Source organism: Streptomyces clavifer, assembly GCF_036345975.1.
Classification (GTDB): Bacteria; Actinomycetota; Actinomycetes; order Streptomycetales; family Streptomycetaceae; genus Streptomyces; species Streptomyces clavifer.
In genome coordinates this window covers 2,864,338-2,881,309 of sequence record NZ_CP107793.1, presented here as the reverse complement: position 1 = coordinate 2,881,309, position 16,972 = coordinate 2,864,338, and the positions used below count along the sequence as shown (strand labels likewise).

At 69.1% G+C, this 16,972-nt stretch carries 19 protein-coding genes, 1 tRNA gene and 1 pseudogene; 14 read left to right on the top strand and 7 right to left on the bottom strand.

The genetic code is table 11. The annotated features are described in order from the left end of the window. Nucleotides 1-60: 60 nt before the first annotated feature. Complete coding sequence (locus OG927_RS12420; protein ID WP_079099506.1) at nucleotides 61-405, top strand: hypothetical protein; 345 nt, start codon at nucleotides 61-63, stop codon at nucleotides 403-405. 36 nt (nucleotides 406-441) lie between these two features. On the opposite strand, the gene OG927_RS12415 is transcribed toward OG927_RS12420, so the two are convergent. Together OG927_RS12415 and OG927_RS12410 are read right to left on the bottom strand one after the other, a co-directional pair. Then, nucleotides 442-1,026: an isochorismatase family protein gene (locus tag OG927_RS12415; RefSeq protein WP_056798500.1), complete on the bottom strand. Its 585-nt coding sequence runs from the start codon at nucleotides 1,024-1,026 to the stop codon at nucleotides 442-444. A 293-nt stretch (nucleotides 1,027-1,319) separates the two neighbouring features. After that, nucleotides 1,320-2,648, bottom strand: coding sequence for a nicotinate phosphoribosyltransferase (locus OG927_RS12410; protein ID WP_056798496.1), 1,329 nt, complete (start codon nucleotides 2,646-2,648; stop codon nucleotides 1,320-1,322). Between the two features lie 88 nt (nucleotides 2,649-2,736). On the opposite strand from OG927_RS12410, the gene clpS reads away from it, so the two are divergent. The 7 genes from clpS to OG927_RS12375 all read left to right on the top strand — a co-directional run bounded on the left by clpS (nucleotide 2,737) and on the right by OG927_RS12375 (nucleotide 7,543). Then, nucleotides 2,737-3,045, top strand: coding sequence for an ATP-dependent Clp protease adapter ClpS (clpS, locus tag OG927_RS12405; RefSeq protein ID WP_031100168.1), 309 nt, complete (start codon nucleotides 2,737-2,739; stop codon nucleotides 3,043-3,045). A 41-nt stretch (nucleotides 3,046-3,086) separates the two neighbouring features. Continuing rightward, entirely contained in the window at nucleotides 3,087-3,674 is a 588-nt protein-coding gene (locus OG927_RS12400) for a DUF2017 domain-containing protein (protein WP_330320157.1), read from the top strand. 311 nt (nucleotides 3,675-3,985) lie between these two features. Further along, nucleotides 3,986-5,419 carry an amino acid permease gene (locus tag OG927_RS12395; RefSeq protein ID WP_209470423.1) on the top strand — a complete coding sequence of 478 codons (1,434 nt, stop codon included), beginning with the start codon at nucleotides 3,986-3,988 and terminating at the stop codon, nucleotides 5,417-5,419. Nucleotides 5,420-5,531: 112 nt separating this feature from the next. Further along, nucleotides 5,532-5,966 carry a Mov34/MPN/PAD-1 family protein gene (locus OG927_RS12390; RefSeq protein WP_056798487.1) on the top strand — a complete coding sequence of 145 codons (435 nt, stop codon included), beginning with the start codon at nucleotides 5,532-5,534 and terminating at the stop codon, nucleotides 5,964-5,966. Between the two features lie 121 nt (nucleotides 5,967-6,087). Further along, on the top strand, nucleotides 6,088-6,201 hold the full coding sequence (locus tag OG927_RS12385; RefSeq protein WP_319106416.1) for a putative leader peptide: 114 nt from the start codon (nucleotides 6,088-6,090) through the stop codon (nucleotides 6,199-6,201). A 113-nt stretch (nucleotides 6,202-6,314) separates the two neighbouring features. Next, the gene (locus OG927_RS12380; RefSeq protein WP_056798484.1) at nucleotides 6,315-6,593 is read left to right on the top strand and encodes a MoaD/ThiS family protein; all 279 of its coding nucleotides are present in this window, start codon (nucleotides 6,315-6,317) and stop codon (nucleotides 6,591-6,593) included. Beyond that, complete coding sequence (locus tag OG927_RS12375; protein ID WP_056798483.1) at nucleotides 6,593-7,543, top strand: PLP-dependent cysteine synthase family protein; 951 nt, start codon at nucleotides 6,593-6,595, stop codon at nucleotides 7,541-7,543. Before OG927_RS12380 ends, OG927_RS12375 begins: the two co-directional genes overlap by 1 nt. 103 nt (nucleotides 7,544-7,646) lie before the next feature. Here OG927_RS12375 and OG927_RS12370 read toward each other — a convergent pair whose 3' ends face one another. Further along, nucleotides 7,647-8,117: a type II toxin-antitoxin system PemK/MazF family toxin gene (locus OG927_RS12370; RefSeq protein WP_056798480.1), complete on the bottom strand. Its 471-nt coding sequence runs from the start codon at nucleotides 8,115-8,117 to the stop codon at nucleotides 7,647-7,649. A gap of 161 nt (nucleotides 8,118-8,278) precedes the next feature. Between OG927_RS12370 and OG927_RS12365 the strand changes: the two genes are divergently transcribed. Continuing rightward, complete coding sequence (locus OG927_RS12365; protein WP_124282189.1) at nucleotides 8,279-9,031, top strand: MBL fold metallo-hydrolase; 753 nt, start codon at nucleotides 8,279-8,281, stop codon at nucleotides 9,029-9,031. 273 nt (nucleotides 9,032-9,304) lie between these two features. On the opposite strand, the gene OG927_RS12360 is transcribed toward OG927_RS12365, so the two are convergent. Together OG927_RS12360 and OG927_RS12355 are read right to left on the bottom strand one after the other, a co-directional pair. Then, complete coding sequence (locus OG927_RS12360; protein WP_124282190.1) at nucleotides 9,305-10,612, bottom strand: PTS transporter subunit EIIC; 1,308 nt, start codon at nucleotides 10,610-10,612, stop codon at nucleotides 9,305-9,307. Between the two features lie 252 nt (nucleotides 10,613-10,864). Next, nucleotides 10,865-12,184, bottom strand: a complete 1,320-nt coding sequence (locus OG927_RS12355; protein ID WP_209470424.1) for a PTS transporter subunit EIIC — start codon at nucleotides 12,182-12,184, stop codon at nucleotides 10,865-10,867. 224 nt (nucleotides 12,185-12,408) lie between these two features. On the opposite strand from OG927_RS12355, the gene OG927_RS12350 reads away from it, so the two are divergent. From OG927_RS12350 to rdgB, 4 genes are all read left to right on the top strand, one after another. Then, complete coding sequence (locus OG927_RS12350; protein ID WP_014156020.1) at nucleotides 12,409-12,642, top strand: glucose PTS transporter subunit EIIB; 234 nt, start codon at nucleotides 12,409-12,411, stop codon at nucleotides 12,640-12,642. Between the two features lie 133 nt (nucleotides 12,643-12,775). Further along, complete coding sequence (gene rph / locus OG927_RS12345) at nucleotides 12,776-13,513, top strand: ribonuclease PH (protein WP_056798469.1); 738 nt, start codon at nucleotides 12,776-12,778, stop codon at nucleotides 13,511-13,513. A 102-nt stretch (nucleotides 13,514-13,615) separates the two neighbouring features. Further along, nucleotides 13,616-14,005 carry a hypothetical protein gene (locus OG927_RS12340; protein WP_056798468.1) on the top strand — a complete coding sequence of 130 codons (390 nt, stop codon included), beginning with the start codon at nucleotides 13,616-13,618 and terminating at the stop codon, nucleotides 14,003-14,005. A gap of 53 nt (nucleotides 14,006-14,058) precedes the next feature. Next, nucleotides 14,059-14,661 (top strand): RdgB/HAM1 family non-canonical purine NTP pyrophosphatase, encoded by a 603-nt coding sequence (rdgB, locus tag OG927_RS12335; RefSeq protein ID WP_124282192.1) that lies wholly within the window; start codon nucleotides 14,059-14,061, stop codon nucleotides 14,659-14,661. 56 nt (nucleotides 14,662-14,717) lie between these two features. Here rdgB and OG927_RS12330 read toward each other — a convergent pair. Both OG927_RS12330 and OG927_RS12325 read right to left on the bottom strand, forming a co-directional pair. Continuing rightward, a tRNA-Leu gene (locus tag OG927_RS12330) sits at nucleotides 14,718-14,801 on the bottom strand. Nucleotides 14,802-14,814: 13 nt separating this feature from the next. Then, on the bottom strand, nucleotides 14,815-15,849 hold the full coding sequence (locus tag OG927_RS12325) for an HNH endonuclease signature motif containing protein (RefSeq protein WP_330320156.1): 1,035 nt from the start codon (nucleotides 15,847-15,849) through the stop codon (nucleotides 14,815-14,817). A gap of 589 nt (nucleotides 15,850-16,438) precedes the next feature. Between OG927_RS12325 and OG927_RS12320 the strand changes: the two are divergent. After that, nucleotides 16,439-16,972, top strand: a pseudogene (locus OG927_RS12320) (DEAD/DEAH box helicase); the annotation flags it as partial.

Here is a 16,972-nt window from a genome sequence, read left to right as displayed (position 1 = left end):
TGTTTAGGTGCGTCTTGTTCGATCCTTATTGACGCGGTGTCTCATGGGGGAGCGCGAAGCATGGCAGGCGGAGGTTTCTGCAGGTTGCCCAACGGCACCGTGGTGGTGGCACTGGCCCTGAACCGTCCGGCGGACGGATCAGGGCCCGGAGCCCCGGTCCGGGTACTGGTCCACGCGGCCAACCGGGCGCGCGCCCTGACCAGGCTGCGCAACCTGGGGCTGCGCGCCGTCTACCTCCGGGGCAACACCCAGCCGCCCACCCCGGACGAGATCACCGCGGTGCTGCACCATCCGGACGGGCTGCTGTGGCGGACCGCGCCGCAGACCGGCCAGGAGCTCTGGCATCCGATCCGGGCCCTGCTGGGCCCCACCGGATACGCGGGACCGGTCCGCCCGGCCGCCTGAGAGTCCCGCCCGGCCGCCTGAGAGCCCCGGGAGCGGTCAGACGACCGGCTTGCCGGTCAGCTCCACGCCCGCGGCACGGAGCTCCTCCAGAGCCCGCTCCGTGGTCCCCTCGGCGACACCCGCGGTCAGATCCAGCAGCACGTGCGTGGTGAAGCCCTCCCGGGCCGCGTCCAGCGCGGTGGCCCGCACGCAGTGGTCCGTGGCGATGCCGACGACGTCGACGGCGGTGACGGAACGGTCCCGCAGCCACTGGGCGAGTCCGGTCCCGTTCTCGTCGACGCCCTCGAAACCGCTGTACGCCGCGGCGTACGCGCCCTTGTCGAAGACGGTGTCTATCGCCCCGGAGGCGACGGCCGGCGCGAAGTTCGGGTGGAAGCCCACGCCCTCCGTACCGGCGACGCAGTGCGCCGGCCAGGAGTTTTCGAAGTCGGGCTCCGCGGAGAAGTGGTCACCCGGGTCGACGTGATGGTCGCGGGTGGCCACCACGTGGCGGTAGACGGGCTGGGCCTCGCCGATCAGGTCGGTGATGGCGGCGGCGACATCGGCGCCGCCCGCCACCGCGAGGCTGCCGCCCTCGCAGAAGTCGTTCTGAACGTCAACGACGATCAAGGCGCGATGCATGACGGATGTCCTTCGGTGGGGTTTTCGACGGGGGATAGGGGACGGCGGTCGTGGGTACGGGTGGGGATGCCTTCGAGCCTAGGGACTGGACGGGCGCCGCGGGAGGGGTCACGCCCTCCGGGTCTGCGCCCCCCGCGCCCCGGGACTCGGGGGCCGTGAGGGAGCCGGGCGTCCCGCCGCGCCGGGGCCCGCACCACCGGCCCCGTGCGCCTCACCGGGCCCCCGGGTGCGGCGGGGGCGACCGCGCCCCCCTGCCGCCCCCGGTGCACCCGCGCCGCTCCGGCCGCCGGCCCTCAGACGTACTCCGTGGGGATCACCGGCTCGCCCCGCGACAGCTGGACCGCCGACATGGGCAGGCCCGAGCGCACCGCGATGTGCCGTTCGCGCGCGGCCTCGAGCGGCTCCCGGGCGACGACCTCGCCGCCCCGGACCAGCTCGACCTGCAGCTGTCGGTCCGCCAGCTCCGCCGGGACGGGGCCCGTGCCGATCACCTCGGCCTCGGCGACCCCGTACTCGTCCAGCCGGCGTGCCGCCCACTTGCGGCCGCCCCGCGACGTCTTCGCGCCCAGCGACTTCTTCACGACCGGCAGCAGCGGCTCGGACGGATCGGCGGACGTCGCCCGCGCCACCAGCTTGTAGACCATCGAGCAGGTCGGGTGCCCGCTCCCGGTCACCAGCTGCGTGCCCACCCCGTACGCGTCGACGGGCGCGGCGGCCAGCGAGGCGATGGCGTACTCGTCGAGGTCCGAGGTCACCACGATCTTCGTCTCCGTGGCGCCCAGCTCGTCCAGCTGCTGGCGCACCCGGTGCGCGACCAGCAGCAGGTCGCCCGAGTCGATCCGTACGGCACCGAGCTCCGGCCCCGCGATCTCCACCGCCGTACGGACCGCCTCGGTCACGTCGTACGTGTCGACCAGCAGCGACGTGCCCCGGCCCAGCGAGTCCACCTGCGCCCGGAAGGCGTCCCGCTCGCTGTCGTGCAGCAGCGTGAAGGCGTGCGCGCTCGTCCCGACGGTCGGGATGTTGTAGCGGAAGCCGGCCGCCAGGTCGGACGTGGTGTGGAAGCCGCCGATGTAGGCGGCACGGGCCGACGCCACCGCCGAGAGCTCGTGCGTGCGCCGTGCGCCCATCTCGATCAGCCTGCGGCCGCTCGCCGCGGCCGCCATCCGGGACGCCGCGGCGGCGATCGCCGAGTCGTGGTTGAGGATCGACAGGATCACGGTCTCCAGCAGCACGCATTCGGCGAAGGAGCCCTCGACCCGCAGGAGCGGCGAGCCGGGGAAGTACACCTCGCCCTCCGGGTAGCCCCAGATGTCGCCGCTGAAGCGGTAGTCCGCCAGCCAGTCGACCGTGGGCGCGTCCACGATCCGCTGGTCGCGCAGGAAGGTGAGCATCTCGTCGTCGAAGTGGAAGTTCTCCACCGCGTCCAGCACCCGCCCGATGCCGGCGACGACCCCGTAGCGCCGTCCTTCCGGCAGTCGCCGGGTGAAGGCCTCGAAGACGGAGCGCCGCTCCGCGGTGCCCGCCTTCAGTGCGGCCTGCACCATCGTGAGCTCGTACTGGTCGGTGAAGAGTGCGGTCGACGGGACACCGACCCGCCGCCCAAGGTCCGCTGAGTTCATGACGGGGATGCTACCCCCTATTCGTCAAAGTGACGAGATGGGGCCTCCGTTTATGCGCGGGACCCCTCCTGGTGGCAGCATGGGGTAGGTGAGCGTTGCTGCCCCCGTAGAGATCGAACGTCCCGAATCGGCCGAGGAGACCTTCGCCGTCCCTGAGCCCGATGTCCCCTGGGTGACGCTGGTGCACAACGACCCGGTCAACCTCATGAGCTATGTGACCTATGTCTTCCAGGCGTACTTCGGCTACTCCAAGGACAAGGCGCACAAGCTGATGCTCGACGTCCACCAGAAGGGCCGCGCGGTCGTCTCCAGCGGCAGCCGGGAGGAGATGGAGCGCGACGTCCAGGCCATGCACGGCTACGGCCTCTGGGCGACGCTGACCCAGGACCGCAACTGACGCACCGCTGCCCCTCCGTCCGACCCACCATCGGAGAATTCATGGCCGGCCATTTCGAGGCCACCCCCGGCGGCGGCGCGGCCGTCGCGCTCGACGAGGTCGAGATCGCCATCCTGCGCTCCCTCGCCGTCCAACTGCTGGAACTGATCGGTCCCGGCGACGAACCCGTCGAGGGCGAGGACCCGCTCGCCGCCCTGTTCGCCGAAGGGCCGAGCGAACCGCCCTCCGACCCGGCGCTGGCCAGGCTCTTCCCCGAGGCGTACGGGGACGAGGACAAGGAGCTCCGCGAGGCGTCCGCGGAGTTCCGCCGCTTCACGGAGAACGACCTGCGCACCCGTAAGCGCGAGGACGCCCTCACCGTCGTGCGGACGCTCGACGGGCTCACCCCCCTGGGGGACGGCGGCGCGGTGCTCACGCTCGGCGCGGACGAGTGCCGCAGCTGGCTGGGTTCCCTGAACGACCTCAGGCTCACCATCGGCACCCGCCTCGAGGTGTCCGACCAGGACGAGGGGCAGGACGGCTCGCTCTACCGGCTTCCCGACAGTGATCCGCGCAAGCCGATGGTCATGGCCTATCTCTGGCTCGGGGCGCTCCAGGAAACACTCGTCGAAACGATGATGCCGAAGTAGTCCTCGGCGGCCGGTCGGGTTCGCTCAACGGAGCCTCAAATCCGAATAACGATCCCGTCACCCGATCGGCCTTCTTTGCAGCGGCTGGAAACCCTTGTCCGCTTTTTCCTGTGGTCTGCGCCACATAATGTCCGACGGCCCAACCGGGCGACCGTGATAAATCTTCACGACCGCCCGGGGACGCCACCCCTGTCCCCGGGGGCGCTACGAGCCGGCCGAACGCCGGCGGCACTCCATCCATATCCGGGGGGATCAGGACCTGATCCGACGCCTACGAGGGCGCGGATCGGCGTGGAGAAAGGCGCACCACCATGACATCGGCGCAGGTCGACAAGGGACAGCCGGACGGACCCGAGTCCGCGGAAGCCGTCACAGCGGGCGAGGGCTACCAGCGAGGGCTGGGGGCCCGCCAGATCCAGATGATCGCCATCGGCGGCGCCATCGGCACGGGACTCTTCCTCGGTGCGGGCAAAGCCATCGACCGGGCCGGACCCAGCCTCATCCTGGCGTACGCCATTGCGGGCCTGGTCATCTTCTTCATTATGCGAGCCCTGGGCGAACTCCTCATGTACCGCCCGGTGTCCGGCTCCTTCTCGGAGTACGCGCGCGAATTCCTGGGCCCGTTCTTCGGATTCGTGACCGGATGGACCTACTGGCTCTTCTGGGTCGTCACCGGAATCACCGAAGTAACCGCTGCCGCAACCTATATGACGTACTGGTGGGATATCCCGCAGTGGCTGTCGGCGCTCGTGTTCACCGTCATCCTCTACGGTGCCAACCTGATCTCGGTCAAGCTCTTCGGTGAGCTCGAGTTCTGGTTCTCGATGGTCAAGGTCACCGCGATCATCGGCATGATCCTCATCTGTGCCGGAGTGCTCACCATCGGCTTCTCCGACGCCGGTGACACCGCGACCGTCGCCAACCTGTGGAATGACGGCGGCTTCTTCCCCGAGGGCATCGGCGGCACGCTGATGACCCTGCAGATCGTGATGTTCGCCTTCCTCGCCGTCGAGCTGGTCGGCGTCACCGCCGGCGAGTCCAAGGACCCCAAGACCGTCCTGCCGAAGGCCATCAACACGGTGCCGTGGCGCATCGCCGTCTTCTACGTCGGCGCGCTGATCATGATCCTGTCGGTGGTCCCGTGGAGCAACTTCAAGCCGGGCGTCTCCCCGTTCGTCGCCGCGTTCGAGGAGATGGGCCTCGGCATCGGGGCCGCGATCGTCAACTTCGTCGTGCTCACCGCGGCCCTCTCCTCCTGCAACTCCGGCATGTACTCCACCGGCCGCATGCTGCGTGACCTCGCGCTCAACGGCCAGGGGCCGAAGGCGTTCACCAGGCTGACGAGGAACGGCCTGCCGCTGGCCGGCACCACCTTCTCCGCCGCGCTCATGCTCGTCGGCGTGTGGATCAACTACCAGTGGCCGGGCGAGGCGTTCAACTACGTCGTCTCCTTCGCGACCATCTCCGGCATGTGGGCCTGGATCATGATCCTCGTCTGCCAGATCCGCTACCGCGCCAAGGCCGACCGCGGAGAGCTGCCCCAGTCCTCCTTCAAGGCGCCCGGCGCACCCTTCAGCAGCTGGTTCGCGCTCGGGTTCATCGGCCTCGTCATCGTCATGATGGCCATCGACGAGGACGCCCGCATCTCGCTGTACTGCGCGCCGCTGTGGGGCCTCATCCTGGGCGTCTCCTACCTGACGCTCAAGTCCCGCAACCCCGGGAACACCTCCTTCGCCAAGCGCTGACCGCGCCACGGCCCACCCCGGGACACCGGCCGCCCCAACGGTCGTGTCCGGCATCCGGGCCCTCCCGTACCACCCCTCGGTACGGGAGGGCCCGTCTGCTTATCCTGGCGCCATGCTGACCATCACCCAGGAGCTGTTCGACCGGATCGTGGCGCACTCCCGCGCCGACCACCCCGACGAGGCGTGCGGCGTGGTCGCGGGCCCGGCCGGAACGGGCCGCGCGGAACGCTTCATCCCGATGCTCAACGCCGCGCGCTCGCCCACGTTCTACGAGTTCGACTCGGCGGACCTGCTGAAGCTCTACCGCGACATGGACGACCGTGACGAGGAGCCGGTGATCATCTACCACTCGCACACGGCGACCGAGGCCTACCCCTCCCGCACCGACGTCACCTACGCCAACGAGCCCGGCGCCCACTACGTCCTGGTCTCCACCGCGGACGTCGACGCGGCGGGCCCCTTCCAGTTCCGCTCGTACCGCATCGTGGACGGCGAGATCACGGAGGAGGACGTCGAGGTCGTCGAGGCGTACCCCCCGGCAGCCTGACCCCCCGGGGGCGGTGCGGCGCGCGCCGCCCCTGGGGCGCTTGTCCACCTGGTGAACGCTCACCATCCACCATGTGGGATCACACTCCGGGTTCCGGGCCGGGAATCGATACGATGAGCCCATGGTTCCCCATGACGTGAGCGACAAGACGCCGGGCATGCTGCTCGTCGCGCGGCTGCACGTCGACCTGTGCAGGCTGTCCAGCGCGATGTGTCCCGCTTCGGCATGCCCGTGAGCCGCACGGCCTGAGCCGCGGTCCGAGCGCCACCACGTACGCACCACCCCCCGCGCGGGGGGCACAAACGCGCGCCCCACGCCACCTCCCCGCTTTCGACAGGAGCCCACGCCATGGCCATCGAGGTCCGCATCCCGACCATCCTCCGCACCTACACCGACGGCGCCAAGGCGGTCGAAGGCAGCGGGGAGACCCTCGCCGACCTCCTCGTCGACCTGGAGAGCCGCCACAACGGCATCCGGGAGCGCATCGTCGACGGCGACCAGCTCCGCCGCTTCGTGAACGTCTACCTCAACGACGAGGACGTCCGCTTCCTCGACGGCATCTCCACCAAGCTCACCGACGGCGACAACATCACCATCCTCCCGGCCGTCGCCGGCGGCATGCGCTGATGCGGTACGACTCCCCGCTGGCGGCCGTGGGCAACACACCCCTGGTCCGCCTCCCGCGGCTGTCCCCGTCCGAGGACGTCCGCATCTGGGCCAAGCTGGAGGACCGCAACCCCACCGGCTCGATCAAGGACCGCCCCGCGCTCCACATGGTCGAGCAGGCGGAGAAGGACGGCCGCCTGACGCCCGGCTGCACGATCCTGGAGCCGACCAGCGGCAACACCGGAATCTCGCTCGCCATGGCGGCCAGGCTCAAGGGCTACCGCATCGTGTGCGTCATGCCGGAGAACACCTCGCAGGAACGGCGCGACCTGCTCACCATGTGGGGAGCCGAGATCATCTCGTCCCCCGCGGCGGGCGGCTCCAACACGGCCGTGCGCGTCGCCAAGGAGCTCTCGGCGGAGCACCCCGACTGGGTCATGCTCTACCAGTACGGCAACCCGGACAACGCGGGTGCCCACTACGCCACCACCGGACCGGAGATCCTCACGGACCTCCCGTCCCTCACGCACTTCGTGGCGGGCCTCGGCACCACCGGCACGCTCATGGGGGTCGGCCGCTACCTGAGGGAGCACAAGCCCGACGTCACGATCGTCGCGGCCGAGCCGCGCTACGACGACCTCGTCTACGGCCTGCGCAACCTCGACGAGGGCTTCGTCCCCGAGCTCTACGACGCGTCCGTGCTCACCACGCGCTTCTCCGTCGGATCCGCCGACGCGGTCACCCGCACCCGTGAACTCCTCCAGCAGGAGGGCATCTTCGCGGGCGTCTCCACCGGCGCCGCACTCCACGCGGCCATCGGCGTGGGCCGCAAGGCTGTCAAGGCGGGGGAGTCGGCGGACATCGTCTTCGTCGTCGCGGACGGCGGCTGGAAGTACCTGTCCACGGGCGTCTACACCGCTCCCACGACAGAGGCCGCCATCGAGACCCTGCACGGCCAGCTCTGGGCGTAGCGGCCGGGCCGGTGCCCGGGCCCCACGCACCGGACGCACCACACCGAAGAGCGCCGGACGGACTGGGTCTCCCAGCCGGTCCGGCGCTCTTCGGCATTCCGGGTCACCCCTGCTTGCGGACCCGCGCCCACATCCCCGGATCCAGCTCGCCCGCCTTCCGGCGGAACCCCGACACCAGCACGTCCCGCAGTTCGTCCGTCTCCAGGAAGCTCTGCCGCCCGCGGGCGTCCCCCACCGTCCCGGCCGGCAGCGCGATCACGCCGGGCCGCTCCTCATGGTGCTTACTGGTGATCTTGGCGACGACCGCAGTGCCACCCCGTACCGACAGCACGAGACACGGCCGGTCCTTCGACCCGGGCCCGTCCTCGTACGGCACGTCCGCCCACCAGATCTCCCCCGGCCGCGGGTCCCCGTGCGGCTTCGGCCGCTTCCGCTCCGGCGCCCGTCCCGGCGGCCGGGTCCGCCCGCCGGGACGCCGCGGCCCCCGGCCGCCCCGCCCCCGGGCATCGGTCACCGTCACGACGAGAGCCAGCAGGACCACGGCGACCAGAGCCACCCACCACCACGTGTTCATATCCCGACCGTACCGGGGCCCGGCCTTCCATCGAACCGGTGACAGCACAGGTGAGTTCCCCCACAACGGCAGGCCGTAGAGGAGCGACCAGCTGTTTCGCGCCTTACGCTCGACGGACCGCACGAACCCTCCCCGTTCCACGTCTCGGAGGTTCACGCTCCATGAAGCTCACCGTCGTCGGCTGCTCCGGCTCCTTCCCGTCCGCGGGTTCGGCTTGCTCGAGCTACCTCGTAGAGGCCGACGGCTTCCGGCTGCTCCTCGACATGGGCAACGGTGCCCTGGGCGAGCTGCAGCGCCATGTCGGTCTCTACGACCTCGACGCCATCTTCCTCAGCCACCTCCATGCCGATCACTGCATCGACATGTGCGCGTACTTCGTCGTCCGGTACTACCGCTTCGACGGCGGACGCCCCGAGTCCATCCCCGTGTACGGCCCCGAAGGCACCGAACAGCGGCTGACCACCGCACACGCCGACACCCCGTCCGAGCACGCGATGGGTGAGGTCTTCGACTTCCACACCCTCAAGTCCGGAGCGTTCGACATCGGCCCCTTCTCCGTCCGCACGGAGAAGCTCTTCCACCCCGTCGACTCCTTCGGCATCCGCGTCGAGCACAACGGCCGCACGCTCGTGTACTCCGGGGACACGGGCACCTGCGACGCCCTGGCCGAACTCGCCGAGGGCGCCGACCTGTTCCTCTGCGAGGCGTCGTTCGTCGACGGCAAGGAGGACATCCCCGACCTCCACCTCAACGGGCGCGAAGCCGGCGAGTACGCCGCACGCGCCGGGGCGGGACGACTCGTCCTCACCCACATCCCGCCGTGGACGGACGCCGAACGCAACCTCGGTGACGCCCGCGATGCCTACGACGGCCCGGTCGAGCTGGCAGTGCCCGGGGCGGTCTACGAGGTCTAGGGTCTCTCGTTCGATCATGCTCGGCGGGCGAGGAGGGGCGGGTCGGCACCGCCCTCGCCGGCCGCTGTCGAATTCGCCCTCGTCACCCGTGTGGGCGTGCGCGACCCCGGTTTCGCCACGCACCGCCTCCCACACGTCCCGGACGAACGCGCCGCCCGCGTGCCGACCGCCGCCCGGACCCGGCCCGCGCGGGGCGGCACGGGAACGCCGAAGGCCCCGCTCCCTCTCGACGAGAGGGAGCGGGGCCTTCGGCCTGCCGCGTACGGGCGGGGCCTACTTGGCCTCGGCCTTCTGGAGCTCGGCGAGCTCCTCGTCGGACTCGCGGCCCGGCGTCGGGAGGTTGAACTTCGTGATCGCGAAGCGGAAGACCACGTAGTAGATCACCGCGAAGACGAGACCGATCGGAATGATCATCCAGGGCTTCGTCGCGAGACTGTAGTTCAGGAAGTAGTCGATCCCACCGGCCGAGAACGTGAAGCCGGCGTGCACCCCGAGCGCCCAGGTCACGACCATGGAGAGGGCGGTGAGGACCGCGTGGATGACGTAGAGCAGCGGCGCGATGAACATGAACGCGAACTCGATCGGCTCCGTCACACCGGTGACGAACGAGGTCAGGGCCAGTGACATCATCATGCCGGTCACGGCCTTGCGCCGCTCGGGCCGGGCGCAGTGGGCGATGGCCAGGGCCGCGGCCGGGAGACCGAACATCATGATCGGGAAGAAGCCCGACATGAACTGTCCCGCGTCGGGGTCACCGGCGAAGAAGCGCGTCAGGTCACCGTGGACGATCGAGCCGTCCGGCTTGGTGAAGTCACCGATCTGGAACCACGACACGGTGTTGACGAACTGGTGCATGCCGATCGGCAGCAGACCACGGTTGATCAGACCGAAGATTCCCGCACCCGCGGCACCGAGACCGGTGATCCACTCGCCGAAGTTGGTGATGACGTCACCGATGGGCTCCCAGCCGAGGACGACCAGCACGCCCATGGCCGTACCCACGAAAGCCATGATGATCGGGACGAGCCGGCGTCCGTTGAAGAAGCCGAGCCAGTCGACGAGCCGGGTGCGGTGGAACCTCTGCCACAGCACCGCCGTCAGCAGGCCCAGGATGATGCCACCGAGCACACCCGGGTTCTGGAACCCGGCGGCCGTGACCTCTCCGCCCTTCTCGTACGCGCCACCGAAGAGCCCGGTCGGTATGTAGGTGCCGCCCTCCACCTCGATGGGGAACTGGTGGATCACGGCGTAGTAGGTGAGGAAGCCGACCACGGCGGCGAGCGCCGTCGAACCGTCGGCCTTCTTGGCGAAACCGATCGCGACGCCGATGCAGAACAGCAGGGGCAGACCGAACGAGGCGTCGAGCAGCGCACCCCCCGCACCCGCGAAGACCTTGGCGACCTGGTCCCAGCCGAGCCCTTCCGGACCGAACACGTCCGGCTGGCCGAGACGGAGCAGAAGCCCTGCGGCGGGCAGCACGGCGATCGGCAGCTGCAGGCTGCGCCCCACCTTCTGCAGGCCTTGGAGCACGCCTGCGCCCCGCTTCTTCGCGGGTGCCGCCGGAGCGGTATCCGTACTCATCAACTTCCTCCATGGGGCACGGTGCCGCCCGGATCAGTGATGAGAGGAGGCGGCGACTCGAGGAACGCGGCGGAAAAACAGCCGCGTGGTCTGGACCACTCAGTGGTGTAGACCAGTTTTAGCACGGTGAGGGTTAGATAAGGAACCTTCAATTTGCGCAGTAGTGAACCCGGCACCCTCGGTGACACGGCAAGGCCCCCGGACCACCAGGTCCGAGGGCCTTGCCGAGCCGGTTCCGAAGCCCGGAAGAGCTTACTTGGTGAGATCCTTCTCGATCTGCTCCTCCAGTTCGTCGGGCTCCCGGCCGGGTGTCTGGAGGTTGAACTTCGTGATCGCGAACCGGAAGATCACGTAATAGACGACCGCGAAACCCAGGCCGATCGGAATGATCAGCCACGGTTTGGTCGCCAGGCTCCAGTTGATGACGTAGTCGATCAGGCCGGCCGAGAAGCTGAAGCCGTCCTTCACCCCGAACGCCCACGTCACCGCCATCGAGACGCCGGTGAGGAGTGCGTGGATGACGTACAGCAGGGGCGCGACGAAGAGGAACGAGTACTCGATCGGCTCGGTGATGCCGGTGACGAACGACGTCAGGCCGACCGAGACCATCAGTCCGCCGACCGCCTTGCGGCGGTGCGGCTTGGCGCAATGGGTGATCGCCAGTGCCGCCGCCGGGAGGGCGAACATCATGATCGGGAAGAAGCCCGTGGTGAACTGGCCGGCCGTCGGGTCGCCCGCCAGGAACCGGTTGATGTCACCGTGCACGACCGTGCCGTCGGGCTTGGTGTAGTCACCGAACTGGAACCAGACGAACGTGTTCAGGAACTGGTGCAGGCCGAACACGAGCAGGGCGCGGTTCGCGACGCCGAAGATGCCGGAGCCCAGCCAGTTCAGGTCCACCAGCCATTCCGAGAAGCTGGTCAGGCCGTCACCGACCGGCTGCCACAGCCAGGCGCAGAGACCCGCGAAGACCAGCCCGACGAACGCCATGATGATCGGGACGAGCCGGCGTCCGTTGAAGAAGCCCAGCCAGTCGACCAGCTTGACCCGGTGGAACCGCTGCCAGAACCAGGCCGACATCAGACCCATGACGATGCCGCCGAACACGCCGGGGTTCTGATACGCGGCGGCCGTCACCGTGGTGTCCGCCGCGACGCAGACCCCTCCCCATGTGCCCGCCCCGCTGAAGTCCGAGCCCTCTGTGCAGTCGACCGGGAACGCGTGCAGGACCGCGTAGTAGACGAGGAAGCCCGTGACGGCGGCGAGCGCGGTCGAGCCGTCCGACTTCTTCGCCATGCCGATCGCGACACCGACGCAGAACAGCAGGGGGAGGCCGAGCCCGGAGTCGAGCAGGGCCCCGCCCGCCGCCGCGAAGACCTTGGCGACGTTCGTCCAGCCCAGCCCGTCGTCACCGAAGACGTCCGGCTGGCCGAGCCGGTTCAGGATGCCCGCCGCGGGAAGCACAGCGATCGGCAGCTGGAGGCTGCGGCCCATTTTCTGCAGGCCCTGGAACAGGCTGTTCCACCACTTCTTCTGCGGCACCGCCGCGCCTGCTGTGCTGCTGGAGCTCATCGGCGTCCTCCTCCTGGAACACGACAGGGCCGACGGTCGTTGCACACTGGTGTAGACCAGTTGCGATACCGTGCGGAGCCCGCCCGCAGGGCAGGGCGCCGGTGATCGTCATCATTGGGGACAGCACGGTTACCCGCCCGTGAAGGTGGGCCAACCGTGCGTTACCGTGACGAAACGGGACCCATGGTGGGCCGCCCCCGCACGTACAGACCAGGGAGTAGGACATGGCCAGCAAGGCTGAGAAGATCGTCGCCGGGCTCGGCGGTATCGAGAACATCGACGAGATCGAAGGCTGCATCACCCGCCTCCGTACCGAAGTCCACGACCCCAGCAAGGTCGACGAAGCCGCACTCAAGGCCGCAGGCGCCCACGGCGTCGTCAAGATGGGCACCGCGATCCAGGTCGTCATCGGTACCGACGCCGACCCCATCGCCGCCGACATCGAAGACATGATGTGACCGGCTGACCCCGGCCGACCCACCCAGGTCCGCGCCACCCGCCGCAGGCCCCGCCCCCGCTCGTCCCCGGCCGAGGAGCGGGGCCTGCGGTGCACCCGGGCCGAGCCGCCCCGCCAGCCGATAGGCTCGGCAGATGTCTCGCATCGACGGCCGCACCCCCGAACAGCTCCGCCCCGTCACCATCGAACGCGGTTGGAGCAAGCACGCCGAAGGCTCCGTGCTCGTCTCCTTCGGCGACACCAAGGTCTTCTGCACCGCCTCCGTCACCGAAGGCGTCCCCCGCTGGCGCAAGGGCAGCGGTGAGGGCTGGGTCACCGCCGAGTACTCCATGCTGCCCCGCTCGACCAACACCCGCGGCGACCGCGAATCCGTACGCGGCAAGATCGGCGGCCGCACCCACGAGATCAGCCGGCTCATCGGCCGCTCGCTCCGTGCCGTGATCGACTACAAGGCCCTCGGCGAGAACACCATCGTCCTGGACTGCGACGTCCTCCAGGCCGACGGCGGCACCCGCACCGCCGCCATCACCGGCGCCTACGTCGCCCTCGCCGACGCCATCGCCTGGGCCCAGGGCAAGAAGATCATCAAGCACGGCCGCAAGCCGCTCACCGGCACCGTCGCCGCGATCAGCGTCGGCATCGTCGACGGCGTCCCCCTCCTGGACCTCTGCTACGAGGAGGACGTGCGCGCCGAGACCGACATGAACGTCGTCTGCACCGGTGACGGCCGTTTCGTCGAGGTGCAGGGCACCGCGGAGGCCGAGCCCTTCGACCGCGACGAGCTCAACGCACTCCTCGATCTCGCCACCGCGGGCTGCACCGACCTCGCCAAGCTCCAGGAAGAGGCACTCGCCCGCACCCTCGGCGAGTAAAGAAGGAACCAAATACGCACCACGAAACGTCAATACGAGTACGGGCGCACGGGTCGAACCGTGCGTCCGTCCACGTATCGACCCCTGGGGAGGGACCGCTCCATGGCCTCGCGCCGTCACCACCGCACCGCACTCGCCGTCACGGCCACGCTGCTCACGCTCACCGCAGCGGTCGGCTGCGGAGCCGTCGACAAGGCCCTGGACTGCGTCCGTACCGCCGACGCCATCGCCACCAGCGTCGACAACCTCCAGCAGGCCATATCCAACGCCTCCAACGATCCGACGCAGGCCTCCGAAGCCCTCGACGAGATCGACAAGGAGCTGAAGGACCTCGGCGACACCACGGACAACGCCGACCTCGGCAAGGCCGTCGACGACCTCCAGGCGGGAGTCACCAACGTCCGCGAGTCCATCGAGAAGGGCGACGCCACCCCCGACATCACCCCGGTCACGGACGCCGCCACGGAGATCGGCAACGTCTGCACCTCGTGAGGCCCTCGTGAGGCCCTCGCGGGGCAGGCGGGCCACCCGGCCATAATCAGGGCATGACCCGCCTGATCCTCGCCACCCGCAACGCCGGTAAAATCACCGAACTCCACGCGATCCTCGCCGACGCAGGTCTCGCTCATGACCTCGTCGGCGCGGACGCGTACCCCGACATCCCCGATGTCAAGGAAACCGGCGTCACGTTCGCCGAGAACGCCCTCCTCAAGGCCCACGCCCTGGCGCGCGCCACCGGCCACCCGGCCGTCGCCGACGACTCCGGCCTCTGCGTCGACGTGCTCGGCGGCGCCCCCGGCATCTTCTCGGCGCGCTGGTCCGGCACCCATGGCGACGACCGCGCCAACCTGGACCTGCTCCTGGCCCAGCTCTCCGACATCGACACCCCGCACCGCGGCGCCTACTTCGCCTGCGCTGCTGCCCTGGCCCTTCCCGACGGCACGGAACGGGTGGTCGAAGGGCGGCTGACGGGCACCCTGCGCCACGTCCCGGCGGGGACAAACGGCTTCGGATACGACCCGATCCTCCAGCCCGACGACGAGACCCGGACCTGCGCGGAACTGTCCGCCGCGGAGAAGAACGCGATCAGCCACCGGGGGAAGGCGTTCCGGGCGCTGGTGCCGGTGGTGCGGGAGCTGGTGAGCTGAGGTCGGCCGATACGAAAGGCTCAGCACGTACTGATACGTGCTGAGCCTCCGCGACGTACGCGAGAAGGGACTCGAACCCTCACGCCACTAGGGCACTGGTACCTAAAACCAGCCTGTCTTGCCAATTCCAGCACTCGCGCGCGTGGTGACAGTCTACAAGCGGGAGCGGGGTCCGGTAGGGACAGGAGGCGTTGATGTCCTTGTCCCGCTTCGGTTACGGCACCATGTGTCTGTCAGTGCGTGACAATTCGGACACAGGTAGCGCAGGTTCTCTGCGCGGTTGTCCAGCCAGTTGCCGTTGACGTGGTCGATCTGGAGCGTGATCGGTCTCCCTAGCCATTCGCCGGTGCTCCCGCACGACGTGCACTGGTACTCCACGCCGATCTCCTGTAGCGCGCGGTGAAGGCGCGTCCGGTTCACGCGCGCCGATCCCTGCGGCATGATCACCAGTGCATTTGGTGCGATCCGTCGCTGTTCGGGGGGCGCCTGCAGCGACCCCCAGGTGCGGCGTTTGAAGTGAGCCGTGTCCAACTGCATCTGCAAGACCTTGCGTCGGACGCGACGGTGGTTGGGATCCGTCACTTCAAGGCTGAGTGCGCGCATGACGTCGGCGAAGCTGGTGGCTTCCCGTACCGCAGTGCGCAGCGCGTCTTCCGGGATGGAGAGGCGGGCATTGCGGAAATGAGATGTATCGACGCCTCTGCTGCGGAGCATTGCGGCCACAGCGGCGCGCGACCGGCCGTCATCAGGAACTCCCAGCGCACGCGCTACCCCGCGGACGGACTCACTGGAGTCGGCGGCAGCTTGCAACTCCTCGGTGCTGAACAGGAGGCCCAGCTGTGGGCGGTTCATTCCAGGGAAGTGGCTGACGTCGATCCCTGCGGCCGCGATGCGGCGGGCGATGTGCGACAGCGTGCCCGTCGCCGGCGTCGCACCCAGCTTGAGGACGACCTCGCGCAGTGATGACGACGATCTCGCAGCAGCGGCGATGGCTGCGTCGGGATATTTACGCCATGGGCTCCGCTGCTTGAAATGGCTTGTGTCGAGACCGAGCTCCGCGACCTTGCCCTTGAGGACGCGGTGTCTCCCGCCGCTCTCCTTCAAGCCCAAACGCCGCATGAGGTCCGTCCAGTTGCTCGCTGCTGCCACAGCCGGTGCGAGCCTCGCTGGGTCGTACACCTCGGACATCCTGCCTCCGCATCCGGCCGCGCGTTCGCGGCCTCGTACGAGCAACGAACCGCTTATCGGATGGTCACGTCCGTCATGCGATGAGATGCGGAAGGGGCCGTACCGCTTTGTGGCGATATGGGCCCTTCCACGGGGACGTGTGTGCGTCAGAACTCGGGGTCCGGGCTCTGGGCGTGGACCAGTTCTGCTGCTTCCTCCTCCGTCTCCACCGAGGGCGGCGAACCGGCCAGGGGCTGGTCGGCGGTGCCCGTGGGTGGCGTTCGACCGCATCAGCCAGGCTGACGCCAAGGCCCTGTGAGCCGGATGCCCGATCTTTCCTTCCTTCACCGGCTCTCCTCATGTCGTACCCAGCGGCTAGGATCTGGCGGCGGGGTTTGATCCAGCCGGGGCCGGTGAGGTCTCCGGCGGAGTGCGCGCGTGGTTCGAAGGACGGTGCAGTGCATGCGGGATGGCCGGTGGACCACGGTCACCGAGTCCGAGTTCGATCATGAGCGGCGCGGCCTGGAGGCGATCCGGCAGAAGCTGCCGGACTCCGATCCCTGGCGGGCCTGGTCGAACTTCATCTTCACCGCCAACACCGGCCACGTCTGGCGGGGGCGTCGCCAAATGGTTGGGCGGCGGCATTGCAGGGCTTTCCTACGCGCTGACACGCGCCATGCGCGAGGTACTGCTGGGAGCGGACCCACCTGTCGCTCTCACCCGGCGTGCCGAAGCCAGTCTGGCCGAACAGCGTGAGACCGACGCGCCCGACACAGTGCACCTGGACGGCACCGTGATCACGCGCGTCGGCAACGACGTGCGCTGGTGGACCTGGGCCGGCTACCGCGCCAACGCGACCCTGGCGGCGACTGTCCCCTCAGTCGCCGACCCCTTGCAACGCCCCACCGACTGCTGGCTACGCCTGCGTGAGAACCTGACTTCCGCCGACTGGCGCACGGCCCGGGAGCACGTCGGTGAAAACCTCGTGCTGCCCGACGTCGACCCCCGTGCAGTACGCGGCCTGAAGTTCTCCGCGGCCCTGCCGGAAAGTCTCGCCGTCTCCACGGTGGCGGCCCGTCTGGCCGACTTCGAGGGCGCCCGGGCTGTGCTGGACACGCCGGTGCGTTTCCAGCACAGCACCTGA